The organism is Noviherbaspirillum sp. (genome assembly GCF_035627455.1).
Lineage (GTDB): Bacteria > Pseudomonadota > Gammaproteobacteria > Burkholderiales > Burkholderiaceae_D > Noviherbaspirillum.
In genome coordinates this window covers 23,729-41,315 of sequence record NZ_DASPLS010000109.1, presented here as the reverse complement: position 1 = coordinate 41,315, position 17,587 = coordinate 23,729, and the positions used below count along the sequence as shown (strand labels likewise).

The window sequence follows — 17,587 nt, the reverse complement described above, 5'->3', positions numbered from 1 at the left end:
CCATGTCCGCGCTTGCCGGTTTCCGCGTGCTCGTCGTTCCGGGGCTGCATGGCAGCGGGCCGGCGCACTGGCAGACGCGCTGGGAGCGGCTGTTCCCCTGGTTCGAACGGGTGGTGCAGCATGACTGGGACACGTCCGACCTGGCGACATGGTCGGCGCGTGTGGGGGAAGTGTTGCGCGAGTCGGCGCACCCGACATTGATCGTTGCGCACAGCTTCGGATGCCTGGCAAGCGTGCATTGCGCGGCGCGTGGCGCCTCCAGCCTAGCCGGCGCCTTGCTCGTCGCGCCGGCCGACCCGGTGAAGTTCGGCATCGATGCCAACCTGTCCGGTGCCTCACTCGCATGCCCGTCCATCCTCGTCGGCAGCCTCGACGACCCTTGGATGGCAGCTGCGCGCGCGGCCGGATGGGCCGCGCAATGGGGCAGTGAATTCGTAAATGCCGGCAAGCTGGGACATATCAACGCGGATTCCACTCTTGGCGACTGGCCGGGCGGACTTGCATTGCTGCGCAGGCTGGCGCTGGTGGCAAGGCCGCGCACGCGCCACCGGCAATACAATGTAATAACAACGTATGAACGGTAGGAACAATGTAAGTACATCCGGAAAATTCTCTGCGCGCTCGGTCCAAGTCATTGAATGGAAAAGAAAATGCCTGCGCGGCAGATGCCGGCTGCACGATCGGGCGGCGGGCATTATTTGAAATCATTCTATGGACATGCGAAAAAAATCGTTCTTTTTATAACCGAGCAATGCAATTATTGCGCCTTCATAGCTGATTTCGTAATAAGAGGGGGAGCATGCCGGCCGCAATCGCAGTGTCACCTGTTACAGGGCGCAACCCCGCTTCGCGGGTCATCCCGGGTTTCCGGCTGACGCTCGGTTTCACCATTTTCTACCTCGCGCTGATCGTCCTGATCCCGCTGTCGGCAGTGTTCCTGAAGACGCTCACCCTCACCTGGGAAGGCTTCTGGGCTGCGGTCAGCAACGAGCGGGTGGTCGCATCCTACCGGCTGACTTTCGGCGCATCGCTGATCGGCGCGTCGGTGAATGTCGTGTTCGGCGCGATCGTCGCCTGGGTGCTGGTGCGCTACCGCTTCCCCGGCAAGAAGATCGTCGACGCGCTGGTGGACCTGCCTTTCGCGCTGCCGACCGCGGTGGCCGGCATCGCGCTGACCGCGCTGTACTCAGGCAATGGCTGGATCGGCCGCCACCTGGAAGCGTTCGGCATCAAGGTCGCATTCACCCCGCTGGGCGTCGTGGTCGCGCTGACCTTCATCGGCCTGCCGTTCGTGGTGCGCACCGTGCAGCCGGTGCTGGAGGAAGCCGAGCGCGAACTGGAAGAGGCGGCCGCCAGCCTCGGCGCAAACCGGCTGCAAACCTTTACCAGGGTCGTCTTCCCGACCATCCTGCCGGCGCTCCTGACCGGTTTTGCGCTTGCGTTCGCGCGGGCGACCGGCGAGTACGGCTCGGTGATCTTTATTGCCGGCAACATGCCGATGGTGTCGGAGATCACGCCGCTGTTCATCATCACCAAGCTGGAACAGTACGACTATGCCGGCGCCACCGCGATCGCGGTGGTGATGCTGCTGGTGTCCTTCGTGCTGCTCCTGACGATCAACCTGTTGCAAGCCTGGACCCGCAAGCGCGGCCGGGCGGAGAAAGCCTGACATGGCCGGCGCTGCTGCTACCTTGCCCATTCCGATTCCATCGCGCAGCCAGCCGCTGTACGCGCCCGCGGCAACCGTCGAGCCGTTCTGGGTGCGCGCGCTCCTGATCGGCATTGCGCTGAGTTTCCTCACGCTGTTCCTGTTCGTGCCCCTGGCCGCGGTATTTTCCGAGGCGCTCCGCAAGGGCTGGGACGCCTACGCGGCCGCCATCGTCGAGCCGGACGCGGTGGCCGCCATCAAGCTGACGCTGCTCACGGCTGCCATCGCGGTGCCGCTGAACCTAGTGTTCGGCGTGGCCGCCGCATGGACGATCGCGAAATTCGATTTCCGCGGCAAGAATGTGCTGCTCACGCTGATCGACCTGCCGTTCTCAGTGTCGCCGGTGATCTCCGGCCTGATCTATGTGCTGCTGTTCGGCGCACAGGGCTGGTTCGGCCCCTGGCTGCGCGAGCACGACATCAAGATCCTGTTCGCGGTGCCCGGCATCGTGCTGGCGACCGTCTTCGTGACGTTCCCGTTCGTGGCGCGCGAACTGATTCCGCTGATGCAGTCGCAAGGCACGGAAGAGGAGGAGGCGGCGCTGGTGCTGGGCGCCTCCGGCTGGCGCACCTTCTGGCATGTGACGCTGCCGAACATCAAGTGGGGCCTGCTGTACGGCGTCATCCTGTGCAATGCGCGCGCGATGGGCGAGTTCGGCGCGGTGTCGGTGGTGTCGGGCCATATCCGCGGCGAGACCAACACCATGCCGCTGCAGGTGGAAATCCTCTACAACGAATACAACTTCGCGGCGGCGTTCGCGGTGGCATCGCTGCTCGCCCTGCTCGCACTGGTGACGCTGGCGCTCAAGACGTTCGTCGAATGGCGCGCGCAGGACACCGATCTGCAACCGCTACATGAAGGAAATTAATTATGAGCATCGAAGTCAGGAACATCAGCAAGCGCTTCGGCAGCTTCGTCGCGCTCGACGACGTGTCGCTCAACTTCCCGCCGGGCGAACTCACCGCGCTGCTCGGGCCCTCCGGCTGCGGCAAGACCACGCTCCTGCGCATCATCGCCGGCCTCGAGCAGCCCGACAGCGGCCATGTCTTCCTCGACGGCGAAGACGCGTCAGGCCATCACGTGCGCGAGCGCCAGGTAGGCTTCGTGTTCCAGCACTATGCGCTGTTCAAGCACATGAGCGTGTTCGAGAACATCGCATTCGGCCTTCGCGTGAAGCCGCGCGGACAGCGCCCTTCGGAATCGGAAATCCGCAAGAAAGTGATGTCGCTGCTGGAACTGGTGCAGCTTGACTGGCTGGCGGACCGTTTTCCGCCGCAGCTCTCCGGCGGGCAGCGCCAGCGCATCGCGCTGGCCCGCGCGCTGGCGGTGGAGCCGCGCGTGCTGCTGCTGGACGAACCTTTCGGCGCGCTCGACGCCAAGGTGCGCAAGGAATTGCGCCGCTGGCTGCGCCGCCTGCACGACGAACTGCATGTGACCAGCATCTTCGTGACGCACGACCAGGAGGAGGCGCTGGAGGTGGCCGACCAGGTGGTGCTGATGAACAAGGGCAAGGTCGAGCAGATCGGGTCGCCGGATCAGGTGTACAACCATCCGGCATCGCCTTTCGTGTACGGCTTCCTCGGCAACGTCAACCTGTTCCATGGCCGGGTGCACGAAGGCGTGCTGGAAGCGGGCGGCCTCGCGCTCGACGCGCCGGATCATGCCGACGCGCGCGATGAGCAGGGCACCGGCTTCGTGCGCCCGCACGACATCGAAGTCGAGCGCTACAGCGCCGATGCGGAAGGCATTCTTGCCCGCCTGCGTCGCGCCCACGCGATCGGTCCACTGGCGCAGCTGGAGCTCGAGCGTGCCGACAATGCGCAGCTGATCGAAGCGGTGATTTCAAGCGAGCGTTACGCGCAGCTCGGATTGCAGGAGGGAGAGGCGCTGGTGGTACGCCCGAAACGCCTGCGTGTCTTTGTCAACCAGGCGGCCTGAGCGGAGAGCCCGATGAATTTCCAGCAACTGCGCTCTGTGCGCGAAGCGGCACGCCGCGGTTATAACCTGACCGAGGTCGCCAACGTCCTGTTTACCTCGCAGCCCGGGGTGAGCCGGCAGATACGGGAACTCGAGGAGGAGCTGGGCGTGGAAATCTTCGAGCGCAACGGCAAACGGCTGACCGGCCTGACCGACCCGGGCAGGGGCATTCTGCAGATCATCGACCGCCTGCTGCTGGAGGCGGAGAACCTGCGCCAGGCGAGCCGCGAATACGCGGGCGAACGCAGCGGCACGCTGGCCGTCGCCACCACGCATACCCAGGCGCGCTATGTGCTGCCGCGCGTGGTGCAATCCTTCCGCAGCGCCTTTCCCGACGTGCGCATCGCCTTGCAGCAGAGTTCGCCGGAGCATATCGCGGAATGGGTCATCTCGGGCAAGGCCGATATCGGCATCGCGACCGAGGGCCTGAGCCAGTTCGAGGAGCTGGTGTCGTTCCCGTGCTACCGCTGGAGCCACATGATCGTGGTGCCGCAGGCGCATCCGCTGGCGGCGCTGGGGCGCGTGTCCTTGCAGGATCTCGCCGCGCATCCGCTGATTACCTATGATGTCGGCTTCACCGGCCGCGGCCACATCGACGACGCGTTCAACGAAGCCGGAATCGCCACCGACATCGTGCTCACCGCGATGGACTCGGACGTGATCCAGCAATATGTATCGCTCGGGCTGGGCATCGGGATCGTCGCCTCGATGGCGGTCGAGAACAATCTTGCGCCGGGCTTGCGCGCGCTCGATGCATCGCATCTGTTCGCGCCGAACGTGACCCGGCTCGCAGTGCGGCGCGGCGCCTACCTGCGCGCCTACACCTATGAATTCATCCTGCAGTTTGCGCCCGGGCTGAGACGTTCGGATATCGAGACGGCGCTGAGTGCCGGTGGGTAGGACTCAGCGCGTGTCCCGGCTTATGGCAGCAGCGGCCGCTTGCGCGCCTGCTTGGCGCGGATGTCCTTGATCGTCTTTTCCATCGCCGCGACGCGGTAGTTGATCGACGGATGCAGCGCCGTGTAGTTGTTGAGGGCCGACGCCGGGTACTGTGACGCCATCCTTTGCCAGAACGGTACCACCTGGTCGATGCCGTAGCCGGCGCGCGCCAGCATGTAGAGCGACAGCTTGTCCGCCATCGCGTCCAGATCCTGCGGCACGGGCCGCAGGCCCGCCATGCCCGGCATGCTGCTCATGTCCGGACGCAGCCGGGTGAGCTTGTCGATGATGCCGCCGACGGTGGCGCTCACGCGCAGCCTGTTCGCATGCGCCAGCGCGTTATGCGCCATTTCCTTGGCGAGCACATAGGCGAGTTCGTCGTCGGAGCGCACCGCGCCCATCATTCCGCGCGAGACCAGGACCCGGTGGCCGTCGGAATACGCGACCACATTGTCGGTATTGCCGAGCTCGACACCGAATGCGCAGGCATAGGTAAGGGGCACATTGACCGCCACGCTGGCGCCGTCGCGCAGCAGAGTCAGACCGATGCTGGTACGGTCGGACATCATTGGCGCCAGGATGCCGGCGGCTTCCTGTTCCGCGTTTTCACCCTCGGGCAGGCGCTTGCCGTCGACCGCCAGCACGATGTCGCCGCGCCGCACGCCGGCGCGCGCAGCGCCGCCGCCCGCCAGCACGCCCATGATCTGCAGGCGTTCGTCCAGCCCGAGCGACTTCTGGGAGACGCCGGCGAGTTCCTTCGCATAGGAATACCTGTTCTTCGCGGTGAAGCCGAGCAGGTTGCGCGCATTGCCCTTGCACAGCTCGGCATTGGCAACCAGCAGCGGGGCGGCGACGCGGTACAGGCGGTCCTGCATGTCCACCATCGCCTGCAGCGCCTGCTGTTCCGCGGGATTGACCGCCGGTTTGCTGAAGATCGCCGGTCGTGCCGGCTCGGGAGGGGCCTTGGTCCCTTCCTGTGGCGGAGAGTCGGGCGTGGCGCAGGCCGCAAGCAGCAGCGCGGCGTGCAGCATCAGCAAACGCCGCGTCTGCCGCAAGCGAAGCATGGCCCGGTCGTGGATGCCTGGCATCGTTCTCTTCTCCTGTTTCACTGCTTGCCGGTGCTGCCGAAACCGCCTTCGCCGCGTTCCGTTTGTGTCGAGAACCTGTCGACGAAATGCAATGCGACCTGGACTACCGGCTGGAACATCAGCTGGGCGATGCGGTCGCCGGGACGCACGACATACTCCTCGGTGCCGTCGTTGGCGAGGATGACGCCGATCTCGCCGTGATAGTCGGCATCAATCACACCGATGCCCTGTGCGACGCGCACGCCGTGCTTCAGCGACAGTCCGGAGCGGGATGCGACGATGGCGACCAGGCAGGGGTCCATCATGTTAATCGCGAGGCCGGTCTTGACCAGTTCGCGTCCGCCGGGCGGAATCGCGAGCGGCGCGCTGATACAGGCGCGCAGGTCCATCGCAGCGGAGCCGTCGGTGGCGTAGTCCGGGGCCGGGATCTCGGAACCGAGCAAAGGGTTGACAATGCGGGCTTCAATACGTCGATGCATGGGGGTCCTTCAAAATTCCCCGGTCGCCGGGGACGGTTGGCACGTAATTGCGTGCCGCAATGATACGGCAAATCAGACTTCTGAAAGGAAGCGGTAACTTTTTGTAATGGAAGGCGGGCGGTATGCTGCGAAGGGGCAGGGGTGCCGGCGACGCGGGTTGGGGCGGCCCCAGTCAGGCCGGGAGTGGAAGAATCCGGGTGCGCCCCACGGCGCGGCCGGTCCCGTGGACGACCGGCCGCACGGCCGTGGCGGGCACGGCGCGCGGGAATTTCAGTGTCCGACAGGTTCCTTCTTCAGCATTGCCACCAGCTGCCGTGCGGCGTCGACGGACGAGGCCGGGTTTTGCCCGGTGATCAGGTTGCCGTCGACCTGCACATGCGACTGCCAGTCGGGGCCCTTCGAATAGATGCCGCCGCCGCGCTTGAGCGAGTCTTCCACGAGGAAGGGCACCACATTGGTCAGCTGCACCGCTTCTTCCTCCGAGTTCGAGAATCCGGTGACCCGCTTGCCCTCGACGAAGGATCGTCCGTCGTGCGTCTTCGCGTGACGGAACACCCCAGGCGCATGGCAGACCGCGGCGATCGGTTTGCCAGCCGCGTCCATGCTTTGCAGCAGCGTCAGCGAGTCGGCGTCTTCGGAGAGGTCCCACAGCGGCCCGTGGCCGCCCGGGTAGAAAACGCCTTCGAATTCCTCGTGCGACAGGCTCGACAGCAGCACCGTGTCGGCCAGCGCCTGCTGCGCCTCGGGGTCCTGGTTGAAGCGCCGGGTAGCCTCCGTCTGCGCGTCCGGCTCGCTGCTCTTCGGGTCCAGCGGCGGCTGGCCGCCCTTGGGCGAGGCCAGCGTGATCCGGGCGCCGGCATCCTTGAGCACGTAGTAGGGCGCCGCGAATTCTTCCAGCCAGAAACCGGTTTTCTTTCCGGTGTTACCCAGCTGGTCATGCGAAGTCAATACCATCAATACGTTCATCCTCGTCTCCCGATTATTGGCAATCCGTTATCGTGGAGTCGCGACGCAAGGGAAAGTTCGTGCAGGGACAGGAGAAGGGGGAGCGCATTGCCGGTTTTGTCATCCGGCATCGTTTCTGCCTGATGCCGAAGACAAATGTTGCCGTCCAGGTGCAGGAATATCGGCGCCCTGTCCGGCACTGGTGAAAGGGGAGCGCCTGCCAGACATGCCCCCTTACCGGGGGAACTAGGGCCGTCCAGATAAACTTAAAGAATGGTAGGGTGGGTGGAGCCCCACCCACCCTACAGATTCATCTGGACGGCCTGCTAGATCCGGCCTGCGATCTCCGCCACCAGCCGCCGCGCGAGGACCTGCTTGCCGGCGCGCGGCAGGCGCTGATGGCCCCTGTCGTCGAACAGCACCAGTTCATTCTCGTCCTTGCCGAAGGTCTGGTGGCCGATGTTCCCGACCAGCAGCGGAATGCCTTTCTTCTGGCGCTTTTCTTCGCCGTACTGCAGCAGGTTTTCCGATTCCGCGGCAAAGCCGACGCAGTACGGGCGCGCCGGAAGCTGCGCCACCGCCGCCAGGATGTCCGGGTTCTGCTCGAATTCCAGGCGCGGCACATCGCCGGCGCCGTTTTTCTTCAGCTTCTGCTCGCTCGCATTGGCCACGCGCCAGTCGGCAACCGCCGCCACCGCGATGAACACGTCCTGACCGGCCGCTTGCGACATGACCACATCGTGCATCTGCTGCGCGGTCTGCACGCTGATGCGGTGCACACCATAGGGCGTCTGCAAGGCGGTCGGGCCGGACACCAGGCAGACGTCGGCGCCCGCCTCGCGGGCGGCACGCGCGATCGCATAGCCCATCTTGCCGGAGGAAAGGTTGGTGATGCCGCGCACCGGATCGATCGGCTCGAAGGTCGGGCCGGCGGTGACCAGCACGCGCTTGCCGGCCAGGAGCTTGCGCTGGAAGGACGCGATCACTTCCTCCAGCAGCTGTTCCGGCTCCAGCATGCGACCCATGCCGGTCTCGCCGCAGGCCTGCTCGCCGGCGTCCGGGCCGAGGATCGCAATGCCGTCCTCGCGCAGTTGCGCAACATTGCGCTGCGTCGCCGGGTTCTGCCACATTTCCACGTTCATCGCCGGCGCGACCAGCAGCGGCACCGTCATCGGCCGCGCCACGCACAGCGTGGAAAGCAGGTCGTCGCAGCCGCCATGTGCGAGCTTGGACATGAAATCCGCGGAGCAGGGGGCAATCACGATCGCATCCGCGCCCCTGGTCAGGTCGATGTGCGCCATGTTGTTGTCGATGCGCGCATCCCATTGGTCGGAAAAGACCGGATGGCCGGACAGCGCCTGCATCGTGACCGGCGTGATGAACTGCGTCGCGGAACGGGTCATCACCACATGCACGGTGGCACCCGCCCTGGTCAGGCTGCGCGTGAGCTCCGCCACCTTGTAGCAGGCGATACCGCCCGTCATACCGAGAACAATCTTTTTTCCGGCGAGATCCATGGGGGACTCCTGCAAAGGTGGCTGTTGTCGGGTTATTTTCCTACGCGCCGCAATTCATCGAGGATAAACAGGGCGGCGCCGCCGACAATGGCCGAGTCGGCGATGTTGAAGGCCGGCCAGTGCCATTTGCCAACGTAGAAATCGAGGAAGTCGATGACGTAGCCGTACAGCACGCGGTCGATCAGGTTGCCGACCGCGCCGCCGAGAATGAGCGCGAGCGCCCAGCAGAACAATCGCTGCCCCGCATGGCGCTTGAGCAGGTAGAGGATGAACAGCACCGCGCCGATCGCGATGGCGCTGAAGAAATAGCGCTGCCAGCCGGATTCGGTGGCGAGGAAGCTGAACGCCGCTCCCTTGTTATGCACCAGCACCAGGTTGAAGAAGGAGGTCACCGGCATCGACTCGCCATAGGTGAACAGCCGCGCGACCGTGATCTTGGTGATCTGGTCGAGCAGGACGATGATGGTGGCGATGCCGAGCCAGGGCGCCATGCTCGTGCTCGGGCTTGCAGAGAGGTTCTTGAAGCTTTTTTGTTTTGCCATGGGTCTCTGTGTGGGCGTCCTTCCCGGCGCGGCGGAAAGGACGCGGGTTTATGCAAACGTACGCTTTTCGCCGTCGCCGAACAGGTTGCTCACGCAGCGGCCGCAAATGCCGGGATGATCCGCGTGCGCGCCGACGTCCGCGCGGTAGTGCCAGCAGCGCTCGCACTTCTGGTGAGCCGACGGCGTGACCAGCACGCCTTCTTCCGCTTCGCCGGCGACCTCGGTGAGCTTCACCTGCGAGGTGATGAACACGAACTTCAGGTCATCGCCGAGGCTGGCCAGCATCGCATGGCGCGCGCCGGAAGCCTTGATCTCGACTTCCGCCTGCAGCGACGAACCGATGCCGCCGGCCACCCGCACTTCTTCCAGCTGCTTGGTGACGCTCGCGCGCAGCTCGCGCAGCGCGGCGAACTTGTCGAGCAGCGCGCCGGCGCCGGCCACTTCCGGCAGGGTGTAGTACACCTGCGTGAAGATGGTCTCGTCGCTTTCCGCATAACCCTCCGCGCCGGCGAATACCGCCCAGGCCTCTTCCGCGGTGAAGGACAGCATCGGCGCCATCACGCGCAACAGCGCGTGGGTGATGTGCCAGATCGCGGTCTGCGCGGAGCGGCGCGCCTTCGAGGTCGTGCCGCAGGTGTAGAGCCGGTCCTTCAGGATGTCGAGGTAGAAGCCGCCAAGGTCTTCCGAGCAGTACATCTGCAGCTTGGCGACCACCGGGTGGAATTCGAACACCTCGAAGTGCTGCAGGATCTCGCCCTGCAGCTGCGCCATGCGCGCGATCGCATAGCGGTCGATCTCGAGCAGTTCTGCAACCGGCAGCGCGTCCTTCTTCGGATCGAAGTCGGAAGTGTTGGCCAGCAGGAAGCGCAGCGTGTTGCGGATGCGGCGGTAGGCTTCGACCACGCGCTTGAGGATTTCATCGGAGATCGACAGCTCGCCCGAGTAGTCGGTGGAGGCGACCCACAGGCGCAGGATTTCCGCGCCCAGCGTGTCGGATACCTTCTGCGGCGCGACCACGTTGCCCTTGGACTTGGACATCTTCTTGCCCTCGCCGTCGACCACGAAGCCGTGGGTGAGCAGCGCCTTGTATGGCGGGCGGCCGTCGGTCATCGAGGACGTCAGCAGCGACGAGTGGAACCAGCCGCGATGCTGGTCCGAGCCTTCCAGGTAAAGGTCGGCGGGGAATTGCGACTGCTCCCGGTGCGAGCCGCGCAGCACGGTGTGGTGCGTCGAGCCGGAATCGAACCACACGTCCAGCGTGTCCTTGTTCTTCACGTACAGGTCGGCATCGGCGCCGAGCAGGTCCTTCGGATCGAGCGCCTGCCAGGCCTCGATGCCGCCTTGCTCGACCAGCTTCGCGACTGCTTCCAGCAATTCCGGCGTGCGCGGATGCAGTTCGCCGGTTTCCTTGTGCACGAAGAAGGCCATCGGCACGCCCCACTGGCGCTGGCGCGACAGCGTCCAGTCCGGACGGTTGGCGATCATGCCGTGCAGGCGGGCCTTGCCCCAGCCGGGGTAGAAGGCGGTCGCCTCGACGCCGGCCAGCGCGGTCTCGCGCAGGCTCTTGCCGCCGTCCTTCGGCGTGACATCCATGCCGGCAAACCATTGCGAGGTGGCGCGGTAGATGACCGGCGTCTTGTGGCGCCAGCAGTGCATGTAGCTGTGGTCGAACATCACCAGCTTGAACAGCGCGCCGACTTCCTCCAGCTTCTGGCAGATCGGCTTGGACGCTTCCCAGATCGTCATGCCGCCGAAGAAGGGCAGCCAGGACGCGTACTTGCCGTCGCCCATCACCGGCTTCAGGATCTCGTCGTCGGTCATGCCGTGCGACTTGCAGGACACGAAGTCGTCGAGGCCGTAGGCAGGAGCGGAGTGCACGATGCCGGTGCCGGTGTCGAGCGTCACGTAGTTGCCGACATAGATCGGCGAGTAGCGGTCGTAACCCTGGTCGGCGGATGCGAACGGATGCTTGAACCGGATCATCGACAGCGCTTCGCCGCCGCAGGTCGCGATGATCTTGCCTTCCAGGCCATAGCGCTGCAGGCAGGCGCCCACCAGTTCCGCCGCCAGCAGCAGCAGGATGGTTTCGCCGTTGCGCTCGGTCTGCACCAGCGCGTAGCGGTGCTCGGGATGCACGTTGAGCGCCTGGTTGGCCGGGATGGTCCACGGCGTGGTGGTCCAGATCACCACATAACCCTTGTCGGTCGGCAGCTTCTCCAGGCCGAATGCATGCGCGAGCTTGTCGTGTTCCGCGAACGGGAAGCCGACGTCGATCGCCGGGTCGCGCTTGTCCTGGTATTCGACTTCCGCTTCGGCCAGCGCCGAGCCGCAGTCGAAGCACCAGTTGACCGGCTTCAGGCCGCGGTAGACGTAACCCTTCTCGAGGATCTTGCCGAGCACGCGGATTTCATCGGCTTCGTTTCCGAAATCCATGGTCTTGTACGGGCGGTCCCATTCGCCGAGCACGCCGAGGCGGATGAAGTCCTTCTTCTGGCGCTCGATCTGCTCGCTCGCGTAGGCGCGCGACTTGGCCTGCACTTCGGCCGTCGGCAGGTGCTTGCCGAACTGCTTTTCGATCTGGATCTCGATCGGCATGCCGTGGCAGTCCCAGCCCGGCACGTATTGCGCGTCGTAGCCCGCCATGTTGCGCGCCTTGACGATCATGTCCTTCAGGATCTTGTTCACCGCATGGCCGATGTGGATGTCGCCGTTCGCATACGGCGGGCCGTCGTGCAGGATCCACTTCGGGCGGCCCTTGGACGCCTTGCGGATGCGCTGGTAGATCTTCTTTTCCTGCCATTCCTTGACCCACTTCGGCTCGCGCTTGGCGAGGTCGCCGCGCATCGGGAAGGGCGTTTCGGTCAGGTTGACCGGGTACTTGTTTTTTTGCTCGGACATGTTGGTTTCAGTCTTAATAATTCGGTGGATCGGACAACGCTTTTCGCATGCCTGATCGTCAAATTCGGTCGGTTGCGGAAATCGCCTGGCCTTCGCGCGCCTTGAAGAAGTCGCGCGCCTGCTGCGCGTCGTTCTCGATGGCGGCCGTCAGCGTCGGCAGGTCGATGTATTTTTCCTCGTCGCGCAGCTTCTTCAGGAACTCCACCCGCACGACCTTGCCGTAGCACTGCGCGCTGTAGTCGAACAGATAGGTTTCGAGCAGCACGCGCCCGCTGTCCTCGACCGTCGGGCGCACGCCCATGCTGGCCACGCCGGGCAGCGGCCGTTCCGCCAGGCCATGCACCTGCACCACGAACACGCCGGACAGCGCGGGGCGCTTGTGCGCGATGCGCAGGTTCAGCGTCGGGAAGCCGATCGTGCGGCCGAGCTTCTTGCCATGGGTGACATGGCCGGAGATCGCGTACGGGTGGCCGAGCAGCTGCGCGGCGAGCGGGAAGTCGCCGGCGGCCAGCGCCGCTCGCACCGCGGACGAGGAAATGCGGATGCCGCCGTTCATCACGGTCGGCAGCGCCTGCACTTCGAAGCCGAATTTCCTGCCGGCCTCGATCAGCGTGCCGAGATTGCCGGCACGCTTGGCGCCGTAGTGGAAGTCTTCCCCCACCATCAGCCATTTCACGTGCAGTCCCTGCACCAGCACCTTTTCGACGAACTCGTCGGGCGACATCGATGCGAAGTGGCTGTTGAAATGCTCGACGATGACCCGGTCCACGCCGGCCTTGTCCAGCGATTCCAGCTTGTCGCGCAGGTTGGCGATACGGGTGGGCGCGCGCGACAGGTCGCCGGCCAGGCGCGCGAAGAATTCGCGCGGATGCGGCTCGAAGGTCATCACCGCCGCCTCAACGCCGAGCCTGGTCGCGGCTTCGCGCACGCGCCCCAGCAGCGCCTGGTGGCCGCGATGCACGCCGTCGAAGTTGCCGATCGTCAGGGCGCAGGGTGCGCGCGACGCGGCATTGGGGAGTCCGCGAAATACCTTCATTCAGACCGATCCGGAGGGGTAACGGAAAACCCATGATTATAAATGCTTTCCGCCGGTTTTCCGCCCTGCAACGGGAGGTTTACCGCAGCGGATCTTGCCGGTAGTACAGCGCGAGCAGGCGGTAGATCTCCGGATAGTCTTCCGCGAGCGGCTGCGGCAGCACGAAGAAGGCTTCCGACGCGACGGCGAAGAATTCGGCCGGATGCCGCGCCGCGTAAGGGTCGAGCGGCAGTTCGCCGAACAGTTCGTCGTACAGCGCCGCGTCGTCCGGGCGGTCGTCGTCGTAATCCTCGGGCAGCCGGGCCTCCAGCGCATCCACCCGCCGCACGAAATCCTGGTAGGCCGCCGAAAAAGCCTGGCGCCACCCGGCCGGCACGATTTCCCGGTGAAACGCCGCGAGGAAGGGCGGGCAGCCGTTCGCCGCGCCCCTGGCCATATCCAGCTTGTGTGCGAACTCATGGATGACGACGTTATATCCGGGAGCATTGCTTTCCTGCGCATCTTCCCAGGACAGCACGACCGCGCCACCGGCATGCACCGCCTCGCCGGACGCCGGTTCATGCCATTCATGCACGACGCCGGCTTCATCCATTTCGCTTTGTGGAATGACGAATGCAGACGGGTAGACGATGATGCCCGCCATGTCGTCGTACAGGTCGAGCGTGAGATTGAGCACCGGCAGCGCGGCTTGGGCTGCGATCAGGACCGCCACTTCATCCGTCAGTTCGAATCCTGCCGCGCCGGTGAATGTTTTTCTTGCAAGTAAGTCCTCGCACAAGAGCTTGAGGCGTTGCCGCTCCCCGGCATCGAGGCGGTCGAGGAAAGGCAGCCGCTCCAGGCAATCCTGCCAGAGCGGTTCCGGGATCTGCGGTTTGTCGCGGGTGAACAGTTGTCGTAGCCATTGCATACCGCGCATTGTGGCGGATATTGCTCCGCTGCGACAAGTTTCAGTGGTAGCGGCCGAGGAAGTGGTCGAGCAGGGCACTCATGTTGCCGGCGCCGCCTTGCGGGATCCGGCCGTCCGGGGTCAGCTTGTCGACCAGGTCGGGCAGCATGTCGCTCAGCTGGTTCGCCGCTTCCGGCTCGCTCAGGCCGGTCTCTTCGGAAATCTGCTGCAAATGGCCGTCGCCCAATACCTGTTGCAGCTGCGCGCCGCTCACCGGCAGGTTTTCGCCGGTGCCAATCCAGGAGTGGACCAGGTTGCCCATGCCGGCCTCGGCGAAACGCTCCGCAAGTCCATGCAGCCCGCCGGTCTGGCCATTGTTCGCGACCAGCGACAGCGCCGCCTGCAGCAGCCGGGTCCTGGCATCCATCATGGGCAGGTGATTATCGCCGAGCATCTCGATCGCCTTGTCGAGTATTCCCATCGCGTTCCTCCTGATTACGCAGGTGAAAAACCTCAACATAAAAGAAACGGCGGCGTGCCGCGAGGGAATCGGCCGGATGTTTGATCCGGATAGAATCAGGGCGACTTTGGGCTAGATCTCGCCCCAGACCGCATTCAGCGCGGCGACCGCAGCCAGGCCGGCGGTCTCGGTGCGCAGCACGCGCGGCCCGATCGACAGCGTGAGCACGCCGTGCGTATTCGCAGCTTCCTCTTCCTGCGCGGTGAAGCCGCCTTCCGGGCCGATCAGCAGGGCCACCGCCTGCGCCGGATGGTGACGCGCCCAGTCGGAAAGCGATTGTTCCGCCCGCGGCGACAGCAGGATGCGCTGGTGCAGGTTCTGCTGCCGGACCCATTCATGGAAATCGGCCGGCTCCCCGACCTGCGTGAGGCGGTTGCGCCCGCATTGCTCGGCGGCGGCGGTGACGATCGAGCGCCAGTGCGCCAGTTTCTTTTCGGCACGTTCAGGTGACAGCCGTACCACGCAGCGCTGCGCGGCGATCGGCTGGAACGCGGTCACGCCGAGCTCGACCGCTTTCTCGACGATCCAGTCGATCTTGGAGCCTTCGGGCAGCGCCTGGGCCAGCGTCAGCGAATACGGCAGTTCGATTTCGCGCGGCGAAAACGCTTTCACTTCGGCTGTTGCATGCTTCTTTTCCATTGTGAGCAGCGTCGCGCTGTATTCGCCGCCTTCGCCATTGAACAGGGTGAGCGTATCGCCGGCGCGCAGGCGCAGCACCAGCACGTGATGCGCAAGATGTTCGGGCAGGGCGAGGGTGGCGCCGACGGAAAGTGGTCCGGGGTAGAAGAAACGCGGCATGCAGTCACTCGATCTGGGCTTGTTGTTGGCGGGCCGGAGCCGGGAATAATTGTTTCACGAATGGCAATCCCCCCGGGCTTGCTGGCAGGCGGCGGTTGCTGCCGAAAGGCAATTCATACCGGGTTGGCGCAAGGGAACGGCTCCGATTGTAAATCCGGTTGGAGCAGTCTGGTAAAATATCGGGCTTTGCATCCTCTGTTCCATACAGGAATGGAATCAGCTCGAAGACCCGCCACATATCCAGATTTGACATGACTTCTTCTCTCCCCACCAGCAAGATGGCCAATGCGATTCGCGCACTGGCGATGGACGCCGTGCAAAAAGCGAATTCCGGTCACCCCGGCATGCCGATGGGCATGGCTGAAATTGCCGTCGCCTTGTGGAGCAAGCACTATCGCCACAACCCGGCCAATCCGCACTGGATCGACCGCGACCGCTTCGTCGTTTCCAATGGTCACGGCTCGATGCTGCATTACGCGCTGCTCCACCTGAGCGGCTACGACCTGCCGATGGAGGAGATCAAGAACTTCCGCCAGCTGCATTCCAAGACCGCCGGCCATCCGGAAGTGCACATCACGCCGGGCGTGGAAACCACCACCGGTCCGCTCGGCCAGGGCATCACCAACGCGGTCGGCATGGCGCTCGCCGAGCGCCTGCTGGCGGCGGAATTCAACAAGCCCGGTTTCGACGTCGTCAACCATTACACCTACGTATTCCTGGGCGACGGCTGCCTGATGGAAGGCATCTCGCACGAAGCCTGCTCGTTCGCCGGCGCGCTGCGCCTCAACAAGCTGATCGCGCTGTACGACGACAACGGTATTTCGATCGACGGCCACGTCGAGGGCTGGTTCATCGATGACACGCCGAAGCGTTTCGAAGCCTACAACTGGAACGTGATCCGCGATGTCGACGGCCACGATGCGGCAGCGGTGGAAGCGGCGATTGCGGCTGCGAAGACATCCGACAAGCCGACCCTGATCTGCTGCAAGACCGTGATCGGCAAGGGCAGCCCGAACAAGGCCGGTACCCATGACGTGCATGGCGCGGCGCTGGGCGACAAGGAAATCGCCGCCACCCGCGAAGCGATCGGCTGGCCGCATGCGCCGTTCGAGATCCCGGCCGATGTCTACGAGGCATGGGATGCGAAGGCCGCCGGCGCCAAGCGCGAAGCCGAATGGGACGCGCTGTTCAAGGCCTACGGCGAGCGTTATCCGCAGGAAGCCGGCGAACTGCTGCGCCGCATGAAGGGCGAGCTGCCGGGCAAGCTGAACGGCGTGATCGACGCCTATATCGCATCCTGCGTCGACAAGAAGGAAACCATTGCGACGCGCAAGGCCAGCCAGAACGCGATCCAGGCGCTGGCGCCGTCGCTGCCGGAATTCCTCGGCGGCTCCGCCGACCTGACCGGGTCCAACCTGACAAACTGGAAGGAGTGCGTAGCGGTACGCGCCGACAAGGCGGGCAACCACATCAACTACGGCGTGCGCGAATTCGGCATGAGCGCGATCATGAACGGCATCGCGCTGCATGGCGGCTACATCCCGTTCGGCGGCACCTTCCTGACCTTCTCCGACTACAGCCGCAACGCCATCCGCATGGCCGCGCTGATGAAGATCCGCTCGATCTTCGTGTTCACCCATGATTCCATCGGCCTCGGCGAAGACGGCCCGACCCACCAGTCGGTCGAACATGTGTCCAGCCTGCGCCTGATCCCGAACCTGGAAAACTGGCGGCCCTGCGACACGGTCGAATCCGCAATCGCCTGGAAACACGCGGTCGCGCGCCGCCATGGCCCGACCACGCTGATCTTCTCGCGCCAGAACCTGCCCTACGTCGAACGCACGCCCGAGCAGATCCTCGCGATCAACCGCGGCGGCTATGTGCTGCGCGACGCTGCCGATGCGAAGGCGGTGCTGCTCGCCACCGGCTCGGAAGTGGAGCTGGCGCTGAAATCCGCTGATGAACTCGGCAAGCAGGGCATCCCGGTGCGCGTCGTCTCGATGCCTTGCACCGACCTGTTCGACCGCCAGGACGCCGGCTACAGGGACAGCGTGCTGCCCAAGGGGCTGCCGCGCGTGGCGATCGAAGCGGGCGTGACTTCTTTCTGGTACAAGTACGTCGGCCTGGAAGGCGGCGTAGTCGGTATCGACACCTTCGGCGAATCGGCGCCGGCAGGTGTGCTGTTCAAGCACTTCGGCTTCACGACGGAGAACGTCGTCGCCAAGGTGAAATCGGTTTTAGCTCAATAACTCAG

17 protein-coding genes are annotated in these 17,587 nt (G+C 64.6%); 6 read left to right on the top strand and 11 right to left on the bottom strand.

Going from position 1 to position 17,587, the window contains the following annotated elements; all coding sequences use genetic code 11:
• The first annotated feature begins 2 nt into the window (after positions 1–2).
• From VEC01_RS20540 to VEC01_RS20520, 5 genes are all read left to right on the top strand, one after another.
• A complete protein-coding gene (locus VEC01_RS20540; protein ID WP_324902785.1) occupies positions 3–584 on the top strand; it encodes an RBBP9/YdeN family alpha/beta hydrolase in 582 nt (193 codons plus the stop codon).
• A 215-nt stretch (positions 585–799) separates the two neighbouring features.
• Positions 800–1,669 carry a sulfate ABC transporter permease subunit CysT gene (gene cysT, locus VEC01_RS20535; RefSeq protein WP_324902784.1) on the top strand — a complete coding sequence of 290 codons (870 nt, stop codon included), beginning with the start codon at positions 800–802 and terminating at the stop codon, positions 1,667–1,669.
• A gap of 1 nt (position 1,670) precedes the next feature.
• Complete coding sequence (cysW, locus tag VEC01_RS20530) at positions 1,671–2,576, top strand: sulfate ABC transporter permease subunit CysW (protein WP_324902783.1); 906 nt, start codon at positions 1,671–1,673, stop codon at positions 2,574–2,576.
• A 2-nt stretch (positions 2,577–2,578) separates the two neighbouring features.
• Positions 2,579–3,646, top strand: coding sequence for a sulfate ABC transporter ATP-binding protein (locus VEC01_RS20525; RefSeq protein ID WP_324902782.1), 1,068 nt, complete (start codon positions 2,579–2,581; stop codon positions 3,644–3,646).
• A gap of 12 nt (positions 3,647–3,658) precedes the next feature.
• Complete coding sequence (locus tag VEC01_RS20520; protein ID WP_324902780.1) at positions 3,659–4,585, top strand: CysB family HTH-type transcriptional regulator; 927 nt, start codon at positions 3,659–3,661, stop codon at positions 4,583–4,585.
• 20 nt (positions 4,586–4,605) lie between these two features.
• On the opposite strand, the gene VEC01_RS20515 is transcribed toward VEC01_RS20520, so the two are convergent.
• From VEC01_RS20515 to VEC01_RS20465, 11 genes are all read right to left on the bottom strand, one after another.
• Entirely contained in the window at positions 4,606–5,712 is a 1,107-nt protein-coding gene (locus VEC01_RS20515) for a M48 family metallopeptidase (RefSeq protein WP_324902779.1), read from the bottom strand.
• Between the two features lie 17 nt (positions 5,713–5,729).
• Positions 5,730–6,191 carry a dUTP diphosphatase gene (gene dut / locus VEC01_RS20510; protein ID WP_324902778.1) on the bottom strand — a complete coding sequence of 154 codons (462 nt, stop codon included), beginning with the start codon at positions 6,189–6,191 and terminating at the stop codon, positions 5,730–5,732.
• Positions 6,192–6,461: 270 nt separating this feature from the next.
• The gene (locus VEC01_RS20505; protein WP_324902776.1) at positions 6,462–7,157 is read right to left on the bottom strand and encodes a type 1 glutamine amidotransferase domain-containing protein; all 696 of its coding nucleotides are present in this window, start codon (positions 7,155–7,157) and stop codon (positions 6,462–6,464) included.
• Between the two features lie 305 nt (positions 7,158–7,462).
• Positions 7,463–8,653: a bifunctional phosphopantothenoylcysteine decarboxylase/phosphopantothenate--cysteine ligase CoaBC gene (gene coaBC / locus VEC01_RS20500; protein ID WP_324902775.1), complete on the bottom strand. Its 1,191-nt coding sequence runs from the start codon at positions 8,651–8,653 to the stop codon at positions 7,463–7,465.
• A gap of 32 nt (positions 8,654–8,685) precedes the next feature.
• Complete coding sequence (gene lspA / locus VEC01_RS20495; RefSeq protein WP_324902774.1) at positions 8,686–9,195, bottom strand: signal peptidase II; 510 nt, start codon at positions 9,193–9,195, stop codon at positions 8,686–8,688.
• Positions 9,196–9,243: 48 nt separating this feature from the next.
• Complete coding sequence (ileS, locus tag VEC01_RS20490) at positions 9,244–12,093, bottom strand: isoleucine--tRNA ligase (RefSeq protein WP_324902773.1); 2,850 nt, start codon at positions 12,091–12,093, stop codon at positions 9,244–9,246.
• A 58-nt stretch (positions 12,094–12,151) separates the two neighbouring features.
• Positions 12,152–13,129: a bifunctional riboflavin kinase/FAD synthetase gene (locus VEC01_RS20485; RefSeq protein ID WP_324902772.1), complete on the bottom strand. Its 978-nt coding sequence runs from the start codon at positions 13,127–13,129 to the stop codon at positions 12,152–12,154.
• A 79-nt stretch (positions 13,130–13,208) separates the two neighbouring features.
• Positions 13,209–14,036: a M90 family metallopeptidase gene (locus tag VEC01_RS20480; protein WP_324902771.1), complete on the bottom strand. Its 828-nt coding sequence runs from the start codon at positions 14,034–14,036 to the stop codon at positions 13,209–13,211.
• A gap of 40 nt (positions 14,037–14,076) precedes the next feature.
• On the bottom strand, positions 14,077–14,496 hold the full coding sequence (locus VEC01_RS20475; RefSeq protein ID WP_324902770.1) for a YidB family protein: 420 nt from the start codon (positions 14,494–14,496) through the stop codon (positions 14,077–14,079).
• A 111-nt stretch (positions 14,497–14,607) separates the two neighbouring features.
• Positions 14,608–15,333 (bottom strand): 16S rRNA (uracil(1498)-N(3))-methyltransferase, encoded by a 726-nt coding sequence (locus tag VEC01_RS20470; RefSeq protein WP_324902769.1) that lies wholly within the window; start codon positions 15,331–15,333, stop codon positions 14,608–14,610.
• Between the two features lie 4 nt (positions 15,334–15,337).
• Entirely contained in the window at positions 15,338–15,586 is a 249-nt protein-coding gene (locus VEC01_RS20465; RefSeq protein WP_324902768.1) for a hypothetical protein, read from the bottom strand.
• Between VEC01_RS20465 and tkt the strand changes: the two genes are divergently transcribed.
• Complete coding sequence (tkt, locus tag VEC01_RS20460) at positions 15,585–17,582, top strand: transketolase (RefSeq protein WP_324902767.1); 1,998 nt, start codon at positions 15,585–15,587, stop codon at positions 17,580–17,582. The genes VEC01_RS20465 and tkt overlap by 2 nt on opposite strands.
• Positions 17,583–17,587: the final 5 nt, after the last annotated feature.

Bases quoted from the DNA above. Each gene is read 5' to 3' on its own strand.
- dut (WP_324902778.1), bottom strand. From the start codon at position 6,191: ATGCATCGACGTATTGAAGCCCGCATTGTCAACCCTTTGCTCGGTTCC.
- VEC01_RS20485 (WP_324902772.1), bottom strand. From the start codon at position 13,129: ATGAAGGTATTTCGCGGACTCCCCAATGCCGCGTCGCGCGCACCCTGC.
- VEC01_RS20520 (WP_324902780.1), top strand. From the start codon at position 3,659: ATGAATTTCCAGCAACTGCGCTCTGTGCGCGAAGCGGCACGCCGCGGT.
- cysT (WP_324902784.1), top strand. From the start codon at position 800: ATGCCGGCCGCAATCGCAGTGTCACCTGTTACAGGGCGCAACCCCGCT.
- tkt (WP_324902767.1), top strand. From the start codon at position 15,585: ATGACTTCTTCTCTCCCCACCAGCAAGATGGCCAATGCGATTCGCGCA.
- ileS (WP_324902773.1), bottom strand. From the start codon at position 12,093: ATGTCCGAGCAAAAAAACAAGTACCCGGTCAACCTGACCGAAACGCCC.
- VEC01_RS20540 (WP_324902785.1), top strand. From the start codon at position 3: ATGTCCGCGCTTGCCGGTTTCCGCGTGCTCGTCGTTCCGGGGCTGCAT.
- lspA (WP_324902774.1), bottom strand. From the start codon at position 9,195: ATGGCAAAACAAAAAAGCTTCAAGAACCTCTCTGCAAGCCCGAGCACG.
- VEC01_RS20525 (WP_324902782.1), top strand. From the start codon at position 2,579: ATGAGCATCGAAGTCAGGAACATCAGCAAGCGCTTCGGCAGCTTCGTC.
- VEC01_RS20515 (WP_324902779.1), bottom strand. From the start codon at position 5,712: ATGCCAGGCATCCACGACCGGGCCATGCTTCGCTTGCGGCAGACGCGG.
- coaBC (WP_324902775.1), bottom strand. From the start codon at position 8,653: ATGGATCTCGCCGGAAAAAAGATTGTTCTCGGTATGACGGGCGGTATC.
- cysW (WP_324902783.1), top strand. From the start codon at position 1,671: ATGGCCGGCGCTGCTGCTACCTTGCCCATTCCGATTCCATCGCGCAGC.
- VEC01_RS20475 (WP_324902770.1), bottom strand. From the start codon at position 14,496: ATGGGAATACTCGACAAGGCGATCGAGATGCTCGGCGATAATCACCTG.
- VEC01_RS20505 (WP_324902776.1), bottom strand. From the start codon at position 7,157: ATGAACGTATTGATGGTATTGACTTCGCATGACCAGCTGGGTAACACC.
- VEC01_RS20480 (WP_324902771.1), bottom strand. From the start codon at position 14,036: ATGCAATGGCTACGACAACTGTTCACCCGCGACAAACCGCAGATCCCG.
- VEC01_RS20470 (WP_324902769.1), bottom strand. From the start codon at position 15,333: ATGCCGCGTTTCTTCTACCCCGGACCACTTTCCGTCGGCGCCACCCTC.
- VEC01_RS20465 (WP_324902768.1), bottom strand. From the start codon at position 15,586: ATGTCAAATCTGGATATGTGGCGGGTCTTCGAGCTGATTCCATTCCTG.